Below are 18,274 nucleotides of genomic sequence, written 5' to 3' on the forward strand. Positions count from 1 at the left end.
CATTCACTCAATAAACAGGTGGCGAAACCACCCAGATGACCACTGCCGGCTCGGCGCCGGGATTGCGCCAGCGGAACGGCTTGCCGTCGAAGCGAAAGGAGTCGCCCTCGGCAAGACGGTGCCAGACGCCCGATATTTCGATGTCGAAGGTGCCGGAGGCGACATAGCCGGCTTCCTCCGTCGGCCGACGCGCCTCGGTCTTCAATTCCGCACCCGGTGCGAAGACCGAACGCAGCATCTCGAAGCTACCGCCGAGATCGGGTGACAGAAGCTCCTCCACCAGTCCGGAATCGCTTGTGCCAAGCCTGCGGCGGTTGCCGGCGCGCACGACCACGCCGCGCTCCTTTTCGATCGGCACGTCGTGGCTGAAGAACAGGCTGACCGGCACGCCGAACAGGTCGGCGAAAGCCCTGAGGTCACCGAGCGAAGGGACCGACAGGCCGCGCTCGACCTGGCTGACCCAGCCGACGGAACGGCTGAGCCTGAGGCCGATCTCGGCCAGCGTCAGCCCGCGCGCCTTGCGCAGCGCGCGGATATCGCTGGCCAGCAGCCGTTCGCTGCTCTCCTGCTCCGATCTGACGGCGATTGAGGCCAAGCCATTCTCTCGATGAAAAATCCCAGACAAATTTCATCAGAGGTCAGCTCCATGAAAAAATCAAGGAGATTTTCACAAGACCACAAGATTTGCTTGCGCCGTTTTGACGGTTCATGCAAAGGCTCGGCCACGAACGGCGGGTGGGGACGTCCGGTCGAGGACCAGGTATTTGGAATTCGCGCATGGGTCCTATCCGGAAGCCGGTCCCGGTTTCCAAGGCCATGCGTCAAGGGACGGCCCATGCTGGAAAACAACGCTCGGATTGCCGAGGACGCGGCGATCGTAGACGAGGCGATCACGTCGCGCCGCTCGGTTCGCGCCTTCCTGCCCGACATGGTCGACGACGAGACCATCCGCGCCGTTCTCGCGGTGGCCGCCCGCGCGCCTTCGGGCACCAACATGCAGCCCTGGCGGGTCTATGTGACCAAGGGCGAGATCAAGCAGCGCATAACCGACGCCATCCTCAACTCGGGCATCCGCGCCGAGAAGGCCGAGTGGGACGAGTACCGCTATTATCCGACCCAGTTCTTTGAACCCTATCTCACCCGTCGGCGCGCCAACGGTTTCGGCCTCTACGGGGCGCTCGGCATCGGCCGGCGCGAGGTCGACAGGATGCGCGCCCAGCACGACCGCAACTTCGTCTTCTTCGACGCGCCGGTCGGCATGATCTTCACCATCGACCGGCGGCTGAACCAGGGCTCCTGGATCGACTACGGCATGTTCCTGCAGAACATCATGGTGGCGGCGCGAGGCAGGGGCCTGCACACCTGTCCGCAGGCGGCGTTCGCGCCCTATCACCGGCAGATCAGGCCGGTGCTCAACATTCCCGACGAAGAGATCGTCGTCTGCGGCATGGCGCTCGGCCATGAGGACACGTCCAAGCCCGAAAACGAATTCCGCACCGACCGCGTGCCGCTGGAAGAGTGGGTGACGTTCAGATGATAGGACCGGCCGATGGCGGTCGTTGCGCCGCCCATGCTACTGGACCTGTATTGCCCGAGGGAAACCACAATGCATCTGCAGGCCTATCTGGATCGCATTGGCTATCAAGGTCCCGTCGAGCCGACGCTGGAATGTCTGCGGCAGATTCATCTTCGCCAAGCCCTGAGCGTTCCCTACGAAAATATCGACGTGCAACTCGGCGTCTCCCTCGATCAGGATCTTGAAAAAATCTTCGAAAAAGTCGTCGGCAGAAGAAGGGGCGGATGGTGCTATGAGCTCAATGCCTTGCTCGGATGGGTGCTGTCGGAGATAGGGTTCGATGTCATGCGGGTCTCGGCTGGTGTTCTGAGGGACCAGCGCGGGGACGCCGCCCTGGGAAACCATCTGATCCTGCTGGTCCGGCTCGACCAGCTCTATCTTGTCGATCAAGGGCTGGGGGATGGTATTCGCGAGCCGATACCCTTGATGGCCGGAACGCATCGGCAAGGCGCATTGGCGTTCAGACTGGCAAAATTGACTGACGGCTATTGGCGATTTCACAGCCATTCCTTCGGTTACCCGCCGACCTTCGATTTCAGGGATGAGCTCGCGGACGAGGCTTTGCTCGCATCAAAATGCGCTGCGTTGCAAGAAGCGCCTGAATCAATTTTTGTGCAAAATCTTGCCTGCCAGATCATGGCTCTTGAAACGGTAACCTGCCTTACCGGCCGCGTTCTGCGGATCAAGTCGATTGAAGGGTCCACGAAGAGGCTGGTGGACTCGCAAGACGAATTCGCCGACATTCTCGACCGAATGTTCGGAATTCGTGATGTGGACGTTGGGCTGCTTTGGCCCAAAGTCGTTGCGCGTCATGACTTGCTTTTCGGCGACAGGCCGGTCGATCAGATCGACCTCACTGGCATGTGACTATTCGCTGGTGAGCGGCGACCCATGGCCGCTGACATAGGCGCCGTCCTGCGGCGTCAGCCGGGCACTCAGGCGGCAGATCGCCGGTCTGTAGGGCCAACCGTTTGCGGACTACTGCACTTCGTAGCCGACTTCTTCGCTGGCATGGCAGAGCGCCTTCCAGAACGAGCGGGCGAAGGAGCGGAACACATAGATGTCGAACTGGTCGGCGCCGGTGCGCTGGATCTGGGCAAACACGTCGTGATGGGTGGTCGATCGGCCGGCGCCGATCGGGAAGGCCGGCAGGGCGAAGTCGATGGCGAAGAATTTCGCCAGCACCCATTCCGCCTTCGGGCCGGCGATGCGGATGGCACTGCGGCCATGCGACAGGTCGGTCACGGTGCCGATGGCCGGCGTGACGACACTGGCAAAAGCCGCCGCCAGCCCTTCGGCCTCGTCGACCACGGTAAACTTTCCCGGCGCGAAGCCGAACACAGCCTTGACGCCATCGGTGACGCCGCCACCGGCGCCGTCGGGCAGGGCAAGGCCGGTGACGGTGCGGATGCCCGCCATCAGATGCTTCTCCTCGCCCGGCCATGCGGCAAGCTGCAGGATCGAGCCGGGTCTGGTCTCGGTCAGGATGATTTCGACGCCATGCTCGAAATTGCCGTGCGAGCCGGCTTGCAGCTCCGGCTCAAGCGGTGATTGGCGCTCAACCATGCATGCGGCTCCCGTCTGGATCGTAGAAGTGGTTGGAGACGATCTCGATCGGCCCGAACCGGTTGCGCAGCGGATCGGAGACAAAGGCGCGTGTGCCGTGCCGTGCCTTGCCGCCGCTGACCAGCGCCAGCGCGATGTGCTTGCCGAGCGCCGGCGAATAGCAGCAGGCGGTGATATGGCCGATGGAGCTGTGCGGATTGGCTTCGTCCAGTTCCTCGACGATATGCGCGCCGCCGTTGAGCGGCCGGTTGTCGAGCGAAACCAGGCCGACCAACTGCAGCCGGTCGGGGGCGATCAGACCCTCGCGGTCCATCATCGCCGAGCCGATGAAAGGCTTTTTCTTGGACAGCATCCAGTCGAGATGCAGGTCGCGCGCCGTGGTGCGGCCGTCGATCTCGGCGCCGGTGACATGGCCTTTCTCGATGCGCATCGTGCCCAGCGCCTCGAGCCCGTAGGTGACTAGCCCGAACGGCTTGCCGGCCTCGATCAAGGCTTCCCAGACATGGGTGCCGTAGCCGGCGCCGGAATAGACCTCGAAGGCCATTTCGCCGGAGAAGGAGAGCCGGCAGATCATGACGGGCACGCCCGCTATCTCGCCGCGTACGATGCCCATGAAGGGCAAGGTGGCGTTGTCGACTGCGGTCCCCTTGACGCAAGCGGCAAGGATCGCCCGCGCGTTCGGGCCGCCGATGGCAGCGCCCGCCCATTCGTCGGTGACCGAGGTGACTGTGACCTTCAGCTCCGGCCAGATGACATCGAGGAAATATTCCAGATGCTGCATCACCTTGCCGGCATTGGCCGTGGTGGTGGTCATCAGGAAATCCTGCTCGCCGAGCCGCCAGGTGGTGCCGTCGTCGAAGGCCAACCCGTCCTCGCGCAGCATCAGTCCGTAGCGGGCCTTGCCGACGGCGAGCGTCGAGAACATGTTGGTGTAGACGCGGTCGAGGAACTCGGCGGCGTCCGGCCCTTGCACGGCGATCTTGCCCAGCGTCGAGACGTCGACGATGCCGGCGCTGTCGCGGGTCGCCTTGGCTTCACGCACATAGGCCTGCTCGATCGTCTCGCCGGCAAGGCCGTAGATCATCGGGCGGTACCAGAGGCCGGCCGAATACATGGTCGCGCCATTGGCGATGTGCCAGTCATGCATCGGCGTCAGGCGCTCGGGCTTGAGGTCGCCGAAGCGTTCGGCAGCAAGAGAGCCAATCGACACCGCGGAGTAGGGCGGACGAAAGCGCGTGGTGCCAACTTCGGGGATCGGCTTGCCGAGCGCCTCGGCCATGATGGCGAGGCCCGGCACGTTGGAGCTTTTGCCCTGGTCGGTCGCCATGCCGAGCGTGGTGTAGCGCTTCAGGTGCTCGACCGAGACGAAGCCTTCGCGATGCGCGAGCCGCACATCTTCGGCCGTCACGTCGTGCTGGAAATCGACGAAGCTTTTGCCCTTGGCCTTGATCTCGAACACCGGCGCCGGATCGGGATCGCCGGGGGCGGCTTCCACGACCGGCAAGGCTGCTGGCGCGCCCGTTGCTCCGGCGGCGGAAAGCCCGGCGGTGCGGCCCTCGGCAATAGCCTCGGCGGTCGAGAAGCTGCCGGTGAAGGCGCCCGCGCCGACCCATTTCTGCGTCGGCTTCGGCGGCAGGAAGGCCTGGCGCTCGGCGTCCCACTCTGCCTTGGCGCCGGCCTGGCTGGCGAGGTGGATGGTCGGCGACCAGCCGCCCGACATCAGCAGGCAGTCGGCATGGATGCTGCGCGCATCGCCGGTCAGCGCGCCGCTCACCATGTCGAAACGCTGCACCTTGAGACCGGATAGCGCCTTGCCGCCTTCTGTGGCGACCACGGCGTGACCGGACAGGATCTCGGCTTCGGCCTCGGTGGCCAGCTTGCGCATCTCGCTCGCCAGGTCCTGGCGGACGTCGATGATGGCGACGATCGCAGCGCCCGCCGTCTTCAGCGCCAGCGCCGAGCGATAGGCGCTGTCATTGTTGGTGAACAGCGCGATCCTGTCGCCGGGCAGGACGCCATACTCGTTGGCGTAGCGTTCGGCGGCATGCGCCAGCATGACACCCGGCCGGTCGTTGCCGGGAAACACCAGCGGCCGCTCGAAGGAGCCGGTGGCCAGCACCACCGATTTGGCACGGATCGTCCAGTAGCGATGACGCGGCTCGCCCCTGGCCGGGGCTTCCTTGTGGTCGGTGACCCGCTCCAGCGCTGCCAGCGTGTTGCCGTCATAGTAGCCCCAGACTGTGGTGCGCGGCAGCAGACGGATATTGTCATGGCCTTCGAGCTGGCCGATGGCGCGCGCCGCCCAGTCGGCCGCCTGCATGCCGTCGATGGTCTCGCCGGACCAGTTGGCCGAGCCGCCGAAATTCGGCTCCAGCTCGCAGAGGATGACGCGCTGGCCTTGATCGGCCGCCGCCCTGGCGGCCATCAGCCCGGCCGGGCCGGAGCCGACCACCAGCACGTCGCAGAAGGCGTTCATGCGCTCGTAGCGCGATGTGTCGGCAGTGACGCCGGCCTTGCCGAGGCCGGCGGCGCGGCGGATGAAGTGCTCGCAGAACATCCAGAAGCGGGTGCCTTTCAGCGGGCCGATCACCGGACCCATGAAGGTCTTGTAGTAGAAGCCGGCCGACAGGATCTTGCCGCCGAGCTGGTTGATGGCGTTGACGTCCCAGGCAAGCGACGGGAAGCGGTTCTGGCTGACGGCTACCAGCCCGTCATAGATCTCGACCATGGTCGCGGCGATGTTCGGTTCGCGAACCTCGCCGCGCAGCACCGTCACCAGCGCGTTCGGCTCCTCGACGCCGGCAGTCAGTACGCCGCGCGGGCGATGATATTTGAACGAGCGCCCGAACAGCGTGACGCCATTGGCGAGCAGCGCCGAGGCCAGCGTGTCGCCGGCATAGCCGGTGTAGGGCGCGCCGTCGAAGGTGAAGCGGATGGTGCGCAGCCGGTCGACACGGCCGCCGGTTTCGGTACGGCGCGGGCTCACGACTTGGCCTCCAGCTTGTGCCGGGCGGCCTTGTGGTCGCCACGCGCGAAGCCGCTGCTCGAGATTTCATGCGTCAGCGTGTTGCGCACGACCCTGAGATGGGCGCGGCAGCCGCCGGAGTGCTGCCAGATTTCGTTGTGGTCGCCGGCCGGGTTCAGCCGGTCGTAGACATAGGCGTTCCAGGCGTCGAGATCCTGCGAGGCAGGCTGCGGGCGCTGGCGGTTGCCGTCGCCCTGATAGGTGAATTCGATGACGTCGCGCGGGCCGCAATAGGGGCAAGTGATCAGCATCTTATTTGGACCCTAATGCAGCCGAGGGGTGGCGCCCTGGCCTTTGTCGTCGATGACGAGGCCGCGATGGAAACGGTCGAGCGTGAAGGGCGCGTTGAAGTCGTGCGGCTCGTCCTTGGCGATGGTCCAGGCAAAGCACCAGCCGGAGGCCGGCGTCGCCTTGAAGCCGCCATAGCACCAGCCGCAGTTAAGATACATGCCGGGCAACGGGCCGGTGGTGATGATCGGCGAACCGTCCATCGTCATGTCGCAGACGCCGGCCCAAGAGCGCAGCATGCGCACACGGGCAAGACCCGGGAACAGCGCCAGCATCTCGCTCATCACTTCGTCGACGATCGGCAGATTGCCGCGCTGAGCATAGCTGTTGTAGCCGTCGAGATCGCCGCCATAGACGAGGCCGCCCTTGTCGGACTGCGACATGTAGAAATGGCCCATGCCGAAGGTCAGCACCGTGTCGATGAACGGTTTCAGCGATTCCGTCACGAAGGCCTGCAGCACATGGCTCTCGATCGGCATTTGGTCGATGCCGGCAAGCTGCATCACCCGCCCGGTGCTGCCGGCAACGGCCAGCGCCACCTTCTTGGCGCGGATCTCGCCGCGCGTCGTCGAGACGCCGGTGATGCGGTCGCCGTCGCGCAGGAAACCGGTGACCTCGCAGTTCTCGATAATGTCGACGCCGCGCCGGTCGGCGCCGCGCGCATAGCCCCAGGCGACGGCGTCGTGGCGGGCGGTGCCGGCGCGCGGCTGCATCAGCCCGCCGAAGATCGGGAAGCGCGCCGAGGCGGAAACGTCCAGCGCCGGCACCAGTCGCTTGATCTCGGCTACCGTCATCAGTTCGGCATCGACGCCGAGATGGCGCATGGCGTTGCCGCGGCGGGCATAGTCATCGAACTGGGCGGGGGTGTGCGCGAGGTTCAGGCAGCCGCGCTGCGAGAACATGACGTTGTAGTTGAGATCGTGCGAGAGATTCTCCCACATCTTCATCGAGTGCTCGTAGAACCGCGTGTTGGACGGCAGGAGATAGTTGGAGCGGACCGCCGTGGTGTTGCGGCCGACATTGCCGGAGCCGAGCCAGCCCTTTTCCAGCACCGCGACATTGGTGATGCCGTGCTCCTTGGCGAGGTAGTAGGCCGTCGACAGCCCATGCCCGCCACCGCCGATAACAATGACATCGTAGGACGCCTTCGGGTCCGGCTTGCGCCAGGCGGGCTTCCAGTCCTTGTTTCCGGTGAAAGCGTTCTTGAGGAGCGAAAAGGCGGAGTATTCGGCCATTCTTTTGGAGCCTGTCATGAGGTTCGGATGGGCCGCGCAGCAGCCATCCGTTTGTGCGATGCGGCAGACTATAGAGCAGGCCGCTGCCGCAAAGCCAAGATTGCGCCATCGCTTTTCGACTGGCCGACTCCGAAAGCGCGCCGCCCGGGATGGCTTGCCCCATCATATCAGCGTCTTTATCAAGGATGGGTTTTCAGAACCGGCCTTTGCCGCGAGTCGCCAGACAACAGATGTTTTTTCGATTGCTCCGCCTGATCCTGATCCTTGCGCTTGTCGTCGCGGCGCCGCCGTCGTTCGACGCGATGGCGCAGGCGATCGGCCAGGGCGCGGCCGGTTTGATCACCGACCAGCAGAAGGCCATCCAGGACCTGACCGCCAAGACCGACGGTCTCGAGAAGAAAATACAGCAGGACGGCGAGGACGACGCCACGCTGGTGGAGATCCGGCTGCAACTGGAGGAAATGTCTCGGGCAGCGCTGACCAGCGCGCTGGCCTTCCGTTCGCGCCTCACCGACATCAACAACCGGATCGAGACGCTGGGGCCGCCGCCGGCCGCGGGGCAGCCGCAAGAGCCCGACATCGTCACCGGCGAGCGGCAGGCGCTGGCGTCGGAAAAGGCCGAGATCAATGCCGTCATCGCTTCCGCGCAGAACCTGTCGATCCGCATCAGTGGCCTGATCGACAAGATCGGCAACATGCGCAGCGAGCTGTTCCGCAACCTTTTGACCAAACGCTATGAACTCTCCGACGCGCTGAGCCCGCAGGTCGTTTCCGACGCCCAGGACGAATACGCCAACCTTTACAGGGCCGTGTCGTCCTGGCTGGGCTTTGCCTTCAAGTTCAAGTTCAAGGCGATGCTTGCGGCGACCTTCATGGCGCTCGCGCTCGCAGTGGTGCTGCTGGTCGGCGGACGCCGCCTGTTCGGGCGCATCTTCGAAGGCGATGCGTCGGTCGAGGATCCTTCCTATCTCAGCCGGTTGTCGGTGGCGTTCTGGTCGACATTGCTGCCGACGCTGGCCGTCGGCGCCTTCCTCGCCTCGACGGTTTTCCTGTTCAACTATTACAATGTGTTGCGCGGCGATATCGGCGTCTTCCTCAACGCGCTGGCTGCCGTCATCGCGGTGGTGTTCTGTGTCAACCGGCTGACCAATGCGGCGTTGGAGCCGCGGCTGCCGAACTGGCGCTTGATACCGGTCGAGACCGGTCCGGCGCGCTGGCTGGTGCGGCTGACGACAGCCATGGCGATTGTCATCGGCGTCAACAATTTCCTGTCGGTGGTCAACGACAAGATGGGCTCGCCGCTGTCGGTCACCATCGTCAGAAGTTTTGTCGCCACGATCATCTTCGGCGTTATCCTGATCCTGATGGCGTTGCTGAAACCGTTCAAGGGGCGCGACGAAAGCTGGCGCCCTTGGCCGGCATGGCTGCGCTACACTGCCGTTGCGCTCGGTCTTTTCACCATCGCGGCGGCGCTGTTCGGCTATATCGGCCTCGCCCTTTTCGTCGCGCAGCAGGTCGTGGTCACCGGCACCATATTGATCACCGCCTATATCGGCTTTCTTTCGGCACGAGAGATCGGCGAGGAAGGCGGTTTCGCCGGCACCTCGATCGGGCGCTGGCTTTCCACCAATTCAAGCTACGAGGAAACCGCGCTCGACCAGCTTGGCCTGGTCGTCAGCATCGCCATCAACCTGATGATCGTGCTGGTGTTCCTGCCGCTGATCCTTTTGATGTGGGGGTTCCAGCCCGGCGACATCCAGGCCTGGGCCTACAAGCTGGCGACCGGCGTCTCCATCGGTTCGGTGACCATCTCGTTCCTTGGCATCCTCAGCGGCATCGTCGTTTTCGTCATCGGCTATTTCCTGACCCGCTGGTTCCAGGGCTGGCTCGACGGCTCGGTGATGGCGCGCGGCCGGGTCGACACCGGCGTGCGCAACTCGATCCGGCTGGCGGTCGGCTACGCCGGCGTCGCACTCGCAGCACTCGTCGGCGTCTCGGCGGCGGGCATCGACCTGTCCAACCTGGCGCTCGTTGCCGGTGCGCTTTCCCTGGGTATCGGCTTCGGCTTGCAGAATGTCGTCTCCAATTTCGTTTCGGGCCTGATCCTGCTCGCCGAGCGGCCGTTCAAGGTCGGCGACTGGATCGTTGCCGGCGAAATCAGCGGCACCGTCAAGAAGATCAGCGTGCGCGCCACCGAGATCGAGACGTTCCAGCGGCAGTCGGTGATCCTGCCCAATTCGAACCTGATCAACAACGCGGTCGGCAATTGGACGCACCGCAACAAGCTCGGCCGCGTCGACATCAAGGTCGGCGTCGCCTATGGCAGCGACGTCAAGCGGGTGCACGCCCTCCTGCTCGACATCGCGCGCGGCCATCCGCTGGTGCTGAAGAATCCGGAGCCGTTCGTGCTGTTCACCAATTTCGGGGCGGCGGCGCTCGAATTCGAGATCCGGGTCTTTCTTGCCGATGTGCTCAACGGCGCCATCGTGCAGAACGACATTCGCTTCACGGTTCTCGATGCTTTCGACAGCGAGCATATAGAGATCCCCTCGACGCCGCGCGCCGAGGTCAAGAAGCACCAGGCGTGGCCGATCGACGACGACAAGACCGAGGCCGAGTTCGCCGAGCGCGAGGAGGCGGAAGCCGCAGCCGCGGCCGAGAGGGAGCGCCTGGCGAAGTCGAAGCGCAAGAGCCGCAAGCCCGACCCGGATTAGGCCCATTGATCCCGGCCCACGAGCCCGCCTTCTCGTGCCGCGAAACCAATTGCGGCATGAATGCGGCATTCAGTTGCGGTTCAGCTTGCAAGTCATATAAGCTCGCATGCAAAGGGCGAGAATGCCTTGCAAAATGCAACCAGAGGCGGTGTGGAAACACCGATATTGCAAAATGTGGAAGTCTGTCGTCGCCGCCATCGCTTTTCTTGCCGTGGACGGTTCGGCTTTCGCCGCCAGCGCGGTCAACAAGGACGCCGAGACCCGGACGCTGATCGTGACCGAGGGCGGCGGCAAGACGGAGCTGGCGCTGGCCGCCGGCGAAACCGTGGAATTCTGCCCGAACGGCTGTTTCGTCACCTTGCCGAATGGTGACCTCGAAGCCCTGAACGGCTCCGAAACGGTCGAGATCTCGGGCGGCGTCGCCCGCATCAAGTAAACTTGCGGTAGCATCTCTTGCGAAGGCCGGGTAATGCCCGGCCTTTTATTGTTTCCGGCAGTACTTGTTTAACAATGACGCGGGAAATACCACCGCGCCGCCCGGCCACAACCGGGCGTTTTAACGATCGTTACGTCATCTCCCGCTACCGATACGAAGACGCCGAAACATGGCGCGGGTGTATCTGCACATGACCTCATCCGGACCGGCATTCGGTGTCATGCGCTTCAGGCAGGGCAGGAAAAAATGGACGCGAGGTCGGACAGGAACGCGATCCCTCTTGCGGTCGATCTCGACGGCACGCTGATTGCAACGGACCTTTTGTGGGAAGGCCTGTTCATCCTTCTCAAGAAGAACCCGCTCTATATTTTCCTGGTGCCGTTCTGGCTGGCCGGCGGCCCGGCACGGCTGAAACAGGCCATCGCCGACCGCATCGACATCGATCCGGCCTCGCTGCCCTACCGCGAGGTCCTGCTCGAGCGGCTGCGCAAGGAGCATGGCGAAGGACGCAAGATCGTGCTGGCGACAGGCACGCCGCGCAAATTCGCCGAGGCGATCGCCGCGCATCTCGGCATTTTCGATCGCGTGCTGGCGACCGACGGTCCGCACAATATGACGTCAGGCAGGAAGCGTGCCTCGCTTGTTGCCGCCTATGGCGATGGCGGTTTCGACTATGCCGGCAACAGCCGGCACGATGTCAGGGTGTTCGACGCCGCGCGCAGTGCGATCGTCGTGGCGCCCGACCGTCGCGCCGCGCGCTGGCAGGCCGCCCATGGCGCCGAGATGGTGCCGACGCCGAAGCCGACCCTCAAGACCTTCGTCAAGATGCTGCGCGTGCATCAATGGCTGAAGAACGTGCTGATCGCGGTGCCGATGGTGCTGTCGCACGAATATTTCAACATCGACATGATCTGGGAATGCGCGGTGGCGTTCGTCTCGTTCTGCGCGGTGGCGTCCGCCATCTACATCCTCAACGATTTCTTCGACCTCGCGCTCGACCGCAGGCATCCGACCAAGCGCAACCGGCCTTTCGCCAGCGGCGCGCTGTCGATCCCGTTCGGCATGGGTGCGATCCTGGCGCTGCTCTCGATCGGCATCGCCGCGGGCCTGTTTCTGTCGCTCGAATTCCTTGGCGTGCTCGGCGGTTACATAGTCGTCACGACGGCCTACTCGCTGTCGTTCAAACGCATGCTTCTGGTCGACGTGCTGACGCTAGCCGGCCTCTATTCGATCCGTGTGCTGGCGGGTGCGGCGGCGACCGGCGTCGACGTCTCGTTCTGGCTGCTCGCCTTCTCGATCTTCTTCTTCCTGTCGCTGGCGCTGGTGAAGCGCTATGTCGAATTGCGCACCACCGCCATTCCGGTCGGCGAGCGCATTGCCGGCCGTGGCTACCGCACCGAAGATCAGGAGATCGTCGCCCAGGCCGGCATGGCCTCGGCCTTTTCCTCCGCCCTGGTGCTGGCGCTCTATATGGACAGCGTCTCGGTGCGCGAACTCTATCCGCATCCCTGGCTGGTCTGGCCGCTGGCGCCGATCGTGCTCTATCTCACCATGCGCGTCTGGATCCTCGCCCGCCGCAACGAAATGCATGACGATCCTGTCGTCTTCATCATCCGCGACTGGCGCAGCCAGATCGTGGTGCTGATCGGTGCGGCGCTGCTGGTCGCCGGAGGCTGGTAGGGATGGCGGCGGAGCGCTTCGGAAGTTTCGGCCGCGCCACGCCGCCGACGCCGCGCGCAATTGCGGCTGATGAGGCCATCGCGCTGCTCAAGGGCCGCGCGGCGAAGAACGGCTCGCTGCTCGGCTATGGCAATGGCCGTTCCTATGGCGATTCCTGCCAGAACGAGACGGGCTCGGTTGTCGACATGCGGCCGCAGAACCGCATCCGCGCCTTCAATGCCGAGACCGGTGTTCTCGAAGCAGGCGCTGGCGTGCTCCTGTCCGACATCATCGCCCATGCCGCGCCCTACGGCTTCTTTCCGGCAGTGGTGCCCGGCACGCAGTTCGTCACGCTCGGCGGCGCCATTGCCAATGACGTTCATGGCAAGAACCATCATCGGCGCGGCACGTTCGGCTGCCATGTCGCTTCCTTCACGCTGCTGCGGTCCGACGGGCGCAGCTACCGCTGCTCGGACGCAAGCAATGCAAGGCTGTTCCAGGCGACGATCGGCGGCATGGGGCTGACCGGCCTGATCCTGTCGGCCTCGATCCGGCTGATGCGGGTGCCTTCGATCGACATCGTCGAGAAGGCGACGCCGTTTCGCGATCTCGGCGAATTCTTCGACCTGGCGGAAGCCGCCGACCAGGCCAATGAATATGCCGTCGCCTGGATCGACCAGCTTGCCGGCGGCCATGGCCGAGGGCGCGGCCTCTTGCTCACCGGCAACCATGCCGAGCATGGCTCCCACAAGGCTTCTCGCGCCGGCGGACGCCTTTCGGTGCCGTTGCAGCCGCCGTTCAATGTCCTCAACCGGCCATTCCTGACCGCCTTCAACACCGCCTATCGCTGGAAAAAGGGCCGCTCGCCGGCGCCGCGCCAGGTCGGCTACCAGGGCTTTTTCTTTCCGCTCGACGGCGTCGGAGACTGGAACCGGCTCTATGGTCCGAAAGGGCTGTTCCAGCATCAGAGCGTGGTGCCGGAAGACGTTGCCCGCCAAGCCGTGCCGGCGCTGCTGGAGGCAGCGAGACTGGCCGGGCAGGGATCGTTCCTCACCGTGCTAAAGCGCTTCGGCGCTGTCCGCTCGCCGGCGCTGCTTTCGTTCCCTCGTCCGGGCTATACGCTGACGCTGGATTTCCCCAACCGGGGTGAAAAGACGCTGAATCTGCTCAGGGAACTCGACCGTATCACCATCGAGGCGGGCGGCGCGGTCAATCCTTACAAGGATGCCCGGATGGGCGCCGAGACCTTCGCGGCGTCGTTCCCGGAATGGCAGCGGCTGGAAGCGCTCCGCGACCCTGCCTTCATGTCCGATTTCTGGGCGCGGACGGCGAAGCAACTGGATGCGCGGCGAGGAACGGTCGAGGCGGCGGAATAAATATAACTTGAATAAATCTTGGTAAATGAAACGTAAATGCCAATATTTACTCAAAACTTTCTCGCGACTTCACGAAATCTTTGCAGGTTTGTAGTAGGACCGCTGCAGGGCGGGTGGCAACCATGAAATACATCGTCTTCATTCTCTTTACGGTCATGACCAATGCCGCGGCGCAGCTGATGCTGAAGCAAGGCATGATGTCGCTCGGGCCGATTTCGTTCGAAGGCACCAATCCGCTTTTGAAGCTGCTGCAGATTGTCTTCAGCCCCTGGGTATTCTTTGGGCTGTGCACCTTCGTCATCTCGATGGCCTCGCACCTCTATGTGCTGTCCAAGGTCGAGCTTAGCTTCGCCTATCCGTTCCTCAGCCTTGCCTATGTCGCGGTCGCGATCTTCGCCTATTTCGTCTTCCGCGAAGACCTCAATGGCTGGCGCATTGCCGGCATCGCCTGCATCTGCGTCGGCACGGTGCTGATCGCGCAGAGTGGGCGCGGGCATGAGGAGGAAACGGCTTCCCTTTCGTCCGACAAGATTCACAGCGAGATCGTTCGATGAGACATGTGATTTTCGGCGGCGACGGTTTCGTCGGCCGTCATCTTGCTCCCAAGCTCGTGGCCGACGGCGAGGAGGTGGTCGTCGCCGACATCGTCAAGAGCGACCTGCCGCACTACCGTTTGGTCCGTTTCGTCAAATGCGACGTCACCGATCCGGCCTCGGTTGCCGCGGTCGGCCTCAAGGGCGACGACATGGTCTACAACCTCTCGGCGAAAATGCTGTCGCCGATCCAGGTGCGCGCCAAGCGCCACGATTTCTTCTTTCCGGTGAATTTCCACGGCACCGAGCACATCATGCAGGCGATGGACAAGGCCGGTGCCGCAAAGCTGGTCCACTACACGACCGACATGATCTACGGCCATACGGTGACGATGCCGATGACCGAGGAGCACCCGGTCGCGCCGCTCGGTGAATATGGCTGGTCGAAGCAGAGGACCGAGGAACTGGCGGCCGCATGGCGCAAGCGCGGCATGTCGATCTCCTTGTTCAGGCCGCGCCTTATCATCGGCCCCGGCCAACTCGGCATCCTCGAAAAACTGTTCAAGCTGATCGACTGGAATTTTCCGGTGCCGATGATCGGCTCGGGCAGGAACCCCTATCAGTTCATTTCGGTGTTCGATTGCGCCGAAGCGGCGCGCGCCGCCTGGAAGGCCGGCGTGCCGAACGAGGCCTATAATCTGGGTTCGCTCAACCCGCCGTCGGTGAAGAAATTGCTCGGCGACCTGATCAAGCATGCCGGGTCTAAATCGCTGCTGATCCCGACACCGGGGTGGGCCGTCAAGCGCACGCTAGACCTGCTCGACCTCATGAACCTGCCGATCATGGATCCTGAACAGTACCTCATCGCCGACGAGGAATGCGTGCTCGACGTGTCAAAGGCCGGGCGCCAGCTCGGCTGGGTGCCGCAATATCGCGACGAGGACATGCTGATCGCCGCCTACGGCGAATACCGCGCCAAGAAGGACGGCCACGCCGTCGCCGCCAGCCATGTGCCTGCCGAATAACGGGCCCCGCCGAACAGAGGATTTTTGAGATGACCGTCATGGCCAAACCCGAGCACACGAACGCGCGCACAATGGTCGCCGCGCCATCGCTGTCGCCCGCCACCATCGCCAAGCCCGACCTGATCAGCGTCGAGCAGGCGAAGACGATGGACGTGGCGCGGATGACCGACCTGTTCAAGGCGCATCTCAATCCGGGCCAGCTGCATTTCATGAAGCTGCTCGGCTTCCACAAGATCAAGATCGAGCGTGCCGAAGGCATGTTCTACATCGACCAGAACGGCCGTAAGATCCTCGATTTCTTCGGCGGCTTCGGCTCGCTGGCCTTTGGCCACAACCATCCGCGCATCCTCGAAGCGCGCCGCGAATTCCAGGAGGAAAAGCGCCAGGAAATCGCCATCGCCTTCATGTCGCAATATGCGGCGGCACTGGCGCACAACATCGCCAAATGCTCGCCCGGCGACCTCGACATGGTGTTCCTCGGCTCGTCCGGCTCGGAAGCGATGGAGGCGGCGGTCAAGCTCGCCGAGCGCGCCGCCGGTCCGAAGCGGCCGAAGGTCGTCTATGCCGAGAATTCCTTCCACGGCAAGACCAAGGGTGTGCTGGGCATCACCGACGGCCAGCTCTACCGCGCCGAGTTCAAGATGGCGGACAACACGGTCCGTATCCCCTTTGCCGACATCGAGGCGGTCGAGCGTGCCTTCCGCAGCGATCCCGAGATCGGCGTCATCGTGCTCGAGACCATCCAGGGCGGCGGCGGCATCATCCAGGCGCCGGCCGAATACTGGCAGAAGCTGCGAGCGCTGTGCGACCAGTATGGCGTGCTGTGGGTCGCCGACGAGGTCCAGTGCGGCTATGGCCGCTCGGGGCGCTTCTATGCCTTCGAGCACTACGGCGTCATTCCCGACGTGACGGCGCTGGCCAAGTCGCTCGGCGGCGGCAAGGCGGCGGTCGGCGCCATGATTGCCCGGCGCGAGATCTACATGAAGGCCTATGGCACGCCCAAGACGGCGATGATCCATGCCATGGCCACCTTCGGTGGCATGGGCGAGGCCTGCGTCACCTCGATCGAGGCGCTGAACGTGCTCTATGACGAGGGGCTGATCGATAATGCCGCCGCCACCGGCGATTATCTGCTGCAGCGGCTGCAGGCGCTGAAGGAGAAATATCCGAAGATCATCAAGGACGTGCGCGGCAAGGGCCTCATGCTCGGGCTTGAGTTCCACGACTTCTCGCAGACCTTGCCGATGGTGCTGCGGCCTGTCGTCAGCGTGCTCGACGACAAGCTGAAGGGTTCGCTGTCCGGCTTCGTCGGTGCGCTGCTGCTGCGTGACTATGACGTGCTCGTCGCCTTCACCGAATACAACCGCAACGTCATCCGTCTCGAGCCACCGCTGATCTGCCAGCGCGAGCATGTCGATCGTTTCGTCGATGCCTTCGACAGCCTGCTGTCGCGCGGCATCGTGTCGATCGTCAAGGATTTCGTCAAAAGCCAGGTTCGCTGAGTTCGACAATGCTGACCAAGTCGCCCGTTCCGAACAACCCGCTCGACCGGCTCACCGAAGCCGGTCTGGCGTGGGGCGAGGGGACCTATGCACGGTTCGCAGCACGCATTGGGGCCGTTGCCTTTTCGCTTTACATCCTGCTGACGGCGATGATGGCGTGGATCATGCCCGACGCCAACTGGGACATGCTGCCCTATCTGGCGATCGCCGAGGAAGGCAACTATCCCGACCCGCAGGCCTTGCACGACTATGCCTACAGGACGGTCAAGGCCGGCGTCTCGGCGGCCGACTACAAGATGCTGATCGATGATGGCGGCGGCTACCGCAGCCACATGGCGGAGAACGCCGCCGATTTCCATTCGCTGCTCGGCATGTACCGGATCAAGTTCCTCTATGCCGAAATCCTGTCGACCATGAGCTCGGTCATGCCGCCGGTCGAGGCGATGCGGGTGCTACAGGTATTCTCGGTGCTGTTGTTTGGCACTGTTGCGCTGCTCTGGTTGCGCGCTGAACGCGCGCTGGCACTGGCGCCGGTGGTCGGCGCGGTGCTGATCATGGCCGAATTCGGCGATGCGGCGCGGGCATTGACGCCGGACCTGCTCTGCTCGGCGCTGTTCCTCGGCGGGCTGCTTGCCTATGTGCGGGGACGCGAGGCGGCAACCGCAATCCTGCTCTTCCTCGCCTTCATGGCGCGGCCGGACAATATCGTTTTCCTTGCCATTTTCGCCGTGCTGCTGGTCGCGTTCCGGCAGAAGGCGTGGGGGGCGCTGGCCGGCTTTGCCGTCTCTTTCGTCGCCTATTTCGCCATCTCGCACTGGGCTCATCATCCCGGCTGGTGGCCGCATCTGTGGTTCTCCAGCATAGAGCAGCACTACAATATGGACGGTTTCGAGCCGCCATTTTCGCTCGCCGCCTATCTCAAGGCGTTCGCCGCCTCACTGCTTCGCGCCGTCAACATGAACAGCTGGGTCGGCGTCTCGGTGCTGGCCCTGGCCGGATGGTATGGGCTGGGCCGTGCCGGTTTCCGGCTCGACCGTCGCGCCGGCATCCTGCTCGCGGCACTGGTGCTCGGCGTGCTGGCGAAGTTCGCGGTCTTCCCGATCCACGACACGCGTATCTATTTCCCCAATCTGCTGCCACCCTATCTGCTGCTTGCCGCCCCGCTGATGGCATTGTGGGCATCGGCAAGTCCTCGCCGCGCTGCGCTCCACGCAATTCCCGGAGACAAGCCATAGGTTCGATGTCCAGCCTGGACAGCACGCTTTGTCGCTCGGCTTGCCCGCTGGGCTTCTCGATCGCGGACCGTCGCTGCGCGGCACGAAGTTCCTGGCCAAGGTGG

General features: G+C 63.8%; 15 protein-coding genes. 10 read left to right on the top strand and 5 right to left on the bottom strand.

Going from position 1 to position 18,274, the window contains the following annotated elements:
* Nucleotides 1–7: 7 nt before the first annotated feature.
* A complete protein-coding gene (locus AC1RUK_RS07760; protein WP_481836087.1) occupies nucleotides 8–595 on the bottom strand; it encodes a helix-turn-helix domain-containing protein in 588 nt (195 codons plus the stop codon).
* A gap of 240 nt (nucleotides 596–835) precedes the next feature.
* Here AC1RUK_RS07760 and AC1RUK_RS07765 point away from each other — a divergent pair, with 240 nt between their 5' ends.
* Together AC1RUK_RS07765 and AC1RUK_RS07770 are read left to right on the top strand one after the other, a co-directional pair.
* A complete protein-coding gene (locus tag AC1RUK_RS07765) occupies nucleotides 836–1,537 on the top strand; it encodes a nitroreductase (RefSeq protein WP_481836086.1) in 702 nt (233 codons plus the stop codon).
* Nucleotides 1,538–1,606: 69 nt separating this feature from the next.
* Nucleotides 1,607–2,443, top strand: coding sequence for an arylamine N-acetyltransferase family protein (locus tag AC1RUK_RS07770; RefSeq protein ID WP_481836085.1), 837 nt, complete (start codon nucleotides 1,607–1,609; stop codon nucleotides 2,441–2,443).
* Nucleotides 2,444–2,554: 111 nt separating this feature from the next.
* On the opposite strand, the gene AC1RUK_RS07775 is transcribed toward AC1RUK_RS07770, so the two are convergent.
* Genes AC1RUK_RS07775 through AC1RUK_RS07790 form a run of 4 tightly spaced genes read right to left on the bottom strand, consistent with a single transcriptional unit; the run spans nucleotide 2,555 to nucleotide 7,690 of the window.
* Entirely contained in the window at nucleotides 2,555–3,142 is a 588-nt protein-coding gene (locus tag AC1RUK_RS07775; protein WP_481836084.1) for a sarcosine oxidase subunit gamma, read from the bottom strand.
* Nucleotides 3,135–6,128, bottom strand: a complete 2,994-nt coding sequence (locus tag AC1RUK_RS07780; protein WP_481836083.1) for a sarcosine oxidase subunit alpha — start codon at nucleotides 6,126–6,128, stop codon at nucleotides 3,135–3,137. The genes AC1RUK_RS07775 and AC1RUK_RS07780 overlap by 8 nt, the downstream gene beginning before the upstream one ends.
* The gene (locus AC1RUK_RS07785; protein ID WP_120012855.1) at nucleotides 6,125–6,418 is read right to left on the bottom strand and encodes a sarcosine oxidase subunit delta; all 294 of its coding nucleotides are present in this window, start codon (nucleotides 6,416–6,418) and stop codon (nucleotides 6,125–6,127) included. The genes AC1RUK_RS07780 and AC1RUK_RS07785 overlap by 4 nt, the downstream gene beginning before the upstream one ends.
* A gap of 12 nt (nucleotides 6,419–6,430) precedes the next feature.
* The gene (locus tag AC1RUK_RS07790) at nucleotides 6,431–7,690 is read right to left on the bottom strand and encodes a sarcosine oxidase subunit beta (RefSeq protein ID WP_436172284.1); all 1,260 of its coding nucleotides are present in this window, start codon (nucleotides 7,688–7,690) and stop codon (nucleotides 6,431–6,433) included.
* Between the two features lie 230 nt (nucleotides 7,691–7,920).
* Between AC1RUK_RS07790 and AC1RUK_RS07795 the strand changes: the two genes are divergently transcribed.
* From AC1RUK_RS07795 to AC1RUK_RS07830, 8 genes are all read left to right on the top strand, one after another.
* Nucleotides 7,921–10,404: a mechanosensitive ion channel family protein gene (locus tag AC1RUK_RS07795; RefSeq protein ID WP_481836082.1), complete on the top strand. Its 2,484-nt coding sequence runs from the start codon at nucleotides 7,921–7,923 to the stop codon at nucleotides 10,402–10,404.
* A gap of 172 nt (nucleotides 10,405–10,576) precedes the next feature.
* Nucleotides 10,577–10,840: a hypothetical protein gene (locus tag AC1RUK_RS07800; protein WP_481836081.1), complete on the top strand. Its 264-nt coding sequence runs from the start codon at nucleotides 10,577–10,579 to the stop codon at nucleotides 10,838–10,840.
* Nucleotides 10,841–11,086: 246 nt separating this feature from the next.
* Nucleotides 11,087–12,520, top strand: coding sequence for a UbiA family prenyltransferase (locus tag AC1RUK_RS07805; RefSeq protein WP_481836080.1), 1,434 nt, complete (start codon nucleotides 11,087–11,089; stop codon nucleotides 12,518–12,520).
* A 2-nt stretch (nucleotides 12,521–12,522) separates the two neighbouring features.
* Nucleotides 12,523–13,875 carry an FAD-binding oxidoreductase gene (locus tag AC1RUK_RS07810; RefSeq protein ID WP_481836079.1) on the top strand — a complete coding sequence of 451 codons (1,353 nt, stop codon included), beginning with the start codon at nucleotides 12,523–12,525 and terminating at the stop codon, nucleotides 13,873–13,875.
* Nucleotides 13,876–13,997: 122 nt separating this feature from the next.
* Nucleotides 13,998–14,429 (top strand): EamA family transporter, encoded by a 432-nt coding sequence (locus tag AC1RUK_RS07815; protein ID WP_481836078.1) that lies wholly within the window; start codon nucleotides 13,998–14,000, stop codon nucleotides 14,427–14,429.
* Nucleotides 14,426–15,433, top strand: a complete 1,008-nt coding sequence (locus AC1RUK_RS07820; RefSeq protein ID WP_481840214.1) for an NAD-dependent epimerase/dehydratase family protein — start codon at nucleotides 14,426–14,428, stop codon at nucleotides 15,431–15,433. The genes AC1RUK_RS07815 and AC1RUK_RS07820 overlap by 4 nt, the downstream gene beginning before the upstream one ends.
* Before the next feature lie 29 nt (nucleotides 15,434–15,462).
* Nucleotides 15,463–16,935: an aspartate aminotransferase family protein gene (locus AC1RUK_RS07825; protein ID WP_481836076.1), complete on the top strand. Its 1,473-nt coding sequence runs from the start codon at nucleotides 15,463–15,465 to the stop codon at nucleotides 16,933–16,935.
* Between the two features lie 8 nt (nucleotides 16,936–16,943).
* Nucleotides 16,944–18,170: a hypothetical protein gene (locus tag AC1RUK_RS07830; RefSeq protein WP_481836075.1), complete on the top strand. Its 1,227-nt coding sequence runs from the start codon at nucleotides 16,944–16,946 to the stop codon at nucleotides 18,168–18,170.
* The last annotated feature ends 104 nt before the right edge of the window (nucleotides 18,171–18,274 follow it).

Source organism: Mesorhizobium monacense (genome assembly GCF_056781675.1).

Bases quoted from the DNA above. Each gene is read 5' to 3' on its own strand.
- AC1RUK_RS07820 (WP_481840214.1), top strand. From the start codon at position 14,426: ATGAGACATGTGATTTTCGGCGGCGACGGTTTCGTCGGCCGTCATCTT.
- AC1RUK_RS07800 (WP_481836081.1), top strand. From the start codon at position 10,577: ATGTGGAAGTCTGTCGTCGCCGCCATCGCTTTTCTTGCCGTGGACGGT.
- AC1RUK_RS07830 (WP_481836075.1), top strand. From the start codon at position 16,944: ATGCTGACCAAGTCGCCCGTTCCGAACAACCCGCTCGACCGGCTCACC.
- AC1RUK_RS07785 (WP_120012855.1), bottom strand. From the start codon at position 6,418: ATGCTGATCACTTGCCCCTATTGCGGCCCGCGCGACGTCATCGAATTC.
- AC1RUK_RS07790 (WP_436172284.1), bottom strand. From the start codon at position 7,690: ATGGCCGAATACTCCGCCTTTTCGCTCCTCAAGAACGCTTTCACCGGA.
- AC1RUK_RS07810 (WP_481836079.1), top strand. From the start codon at position 12,523: ATGGCGGCGGAGCGCTTCGGAAGTTTCGGCCGCGCCACGCCGCCGACG.
- AC1RUK_RS07795 (WP_481836082.1), top strand. From the start codon at position 7,921: ATGTTTTTTCGATTGCTCCGCCTGATCCTGATCCTTGCGCTTGTCGTC.
- AC1RUK_RS07825 (WP_481836076.1), top strand. From the start codon at position 15,463: ATGACCGTCATGGCCAAACCCGAGCACACGAACGCGCGCACAATGGTC.
- AC1RUK_RS07765 (WP_481836086.1), top strand. From the start codon at position 836: ATGCTGGAAAACAACGCTCGGATTGCCGAGGACGCGGCGATCGTAGAC.
- AC1RUK_RS07770 (WP_481836085.1), top strand. From the start codon at position 1,607: ATGCATCTGCAGGCCTATCTGGATCGCATTGGCTATCAAGGTCCCGTC.
- AC1RUK_RS07815 (WP_481836078.1), top strand. From the start codon at position 13,998: ATGAAATACATCGTCTTCATTCTCTTTACGGTCATGACCAATGCCGCG.
- AC1RUK_RS07775 (WP_481836084.1), bottom strand. From the start codon at position 3,142: ATGGTTGAGCGCCAATCACCGCTTGAGCCGGAGCTGCAAGCCGGCTCG.
- AC1RUK_RS07805 (WP_481836080.1), top strand. From the start codon at position 11,087: ATGGACGCGAGGTCGGACAGGAACGCGATCCCTCTTGCGGTCGATCTC.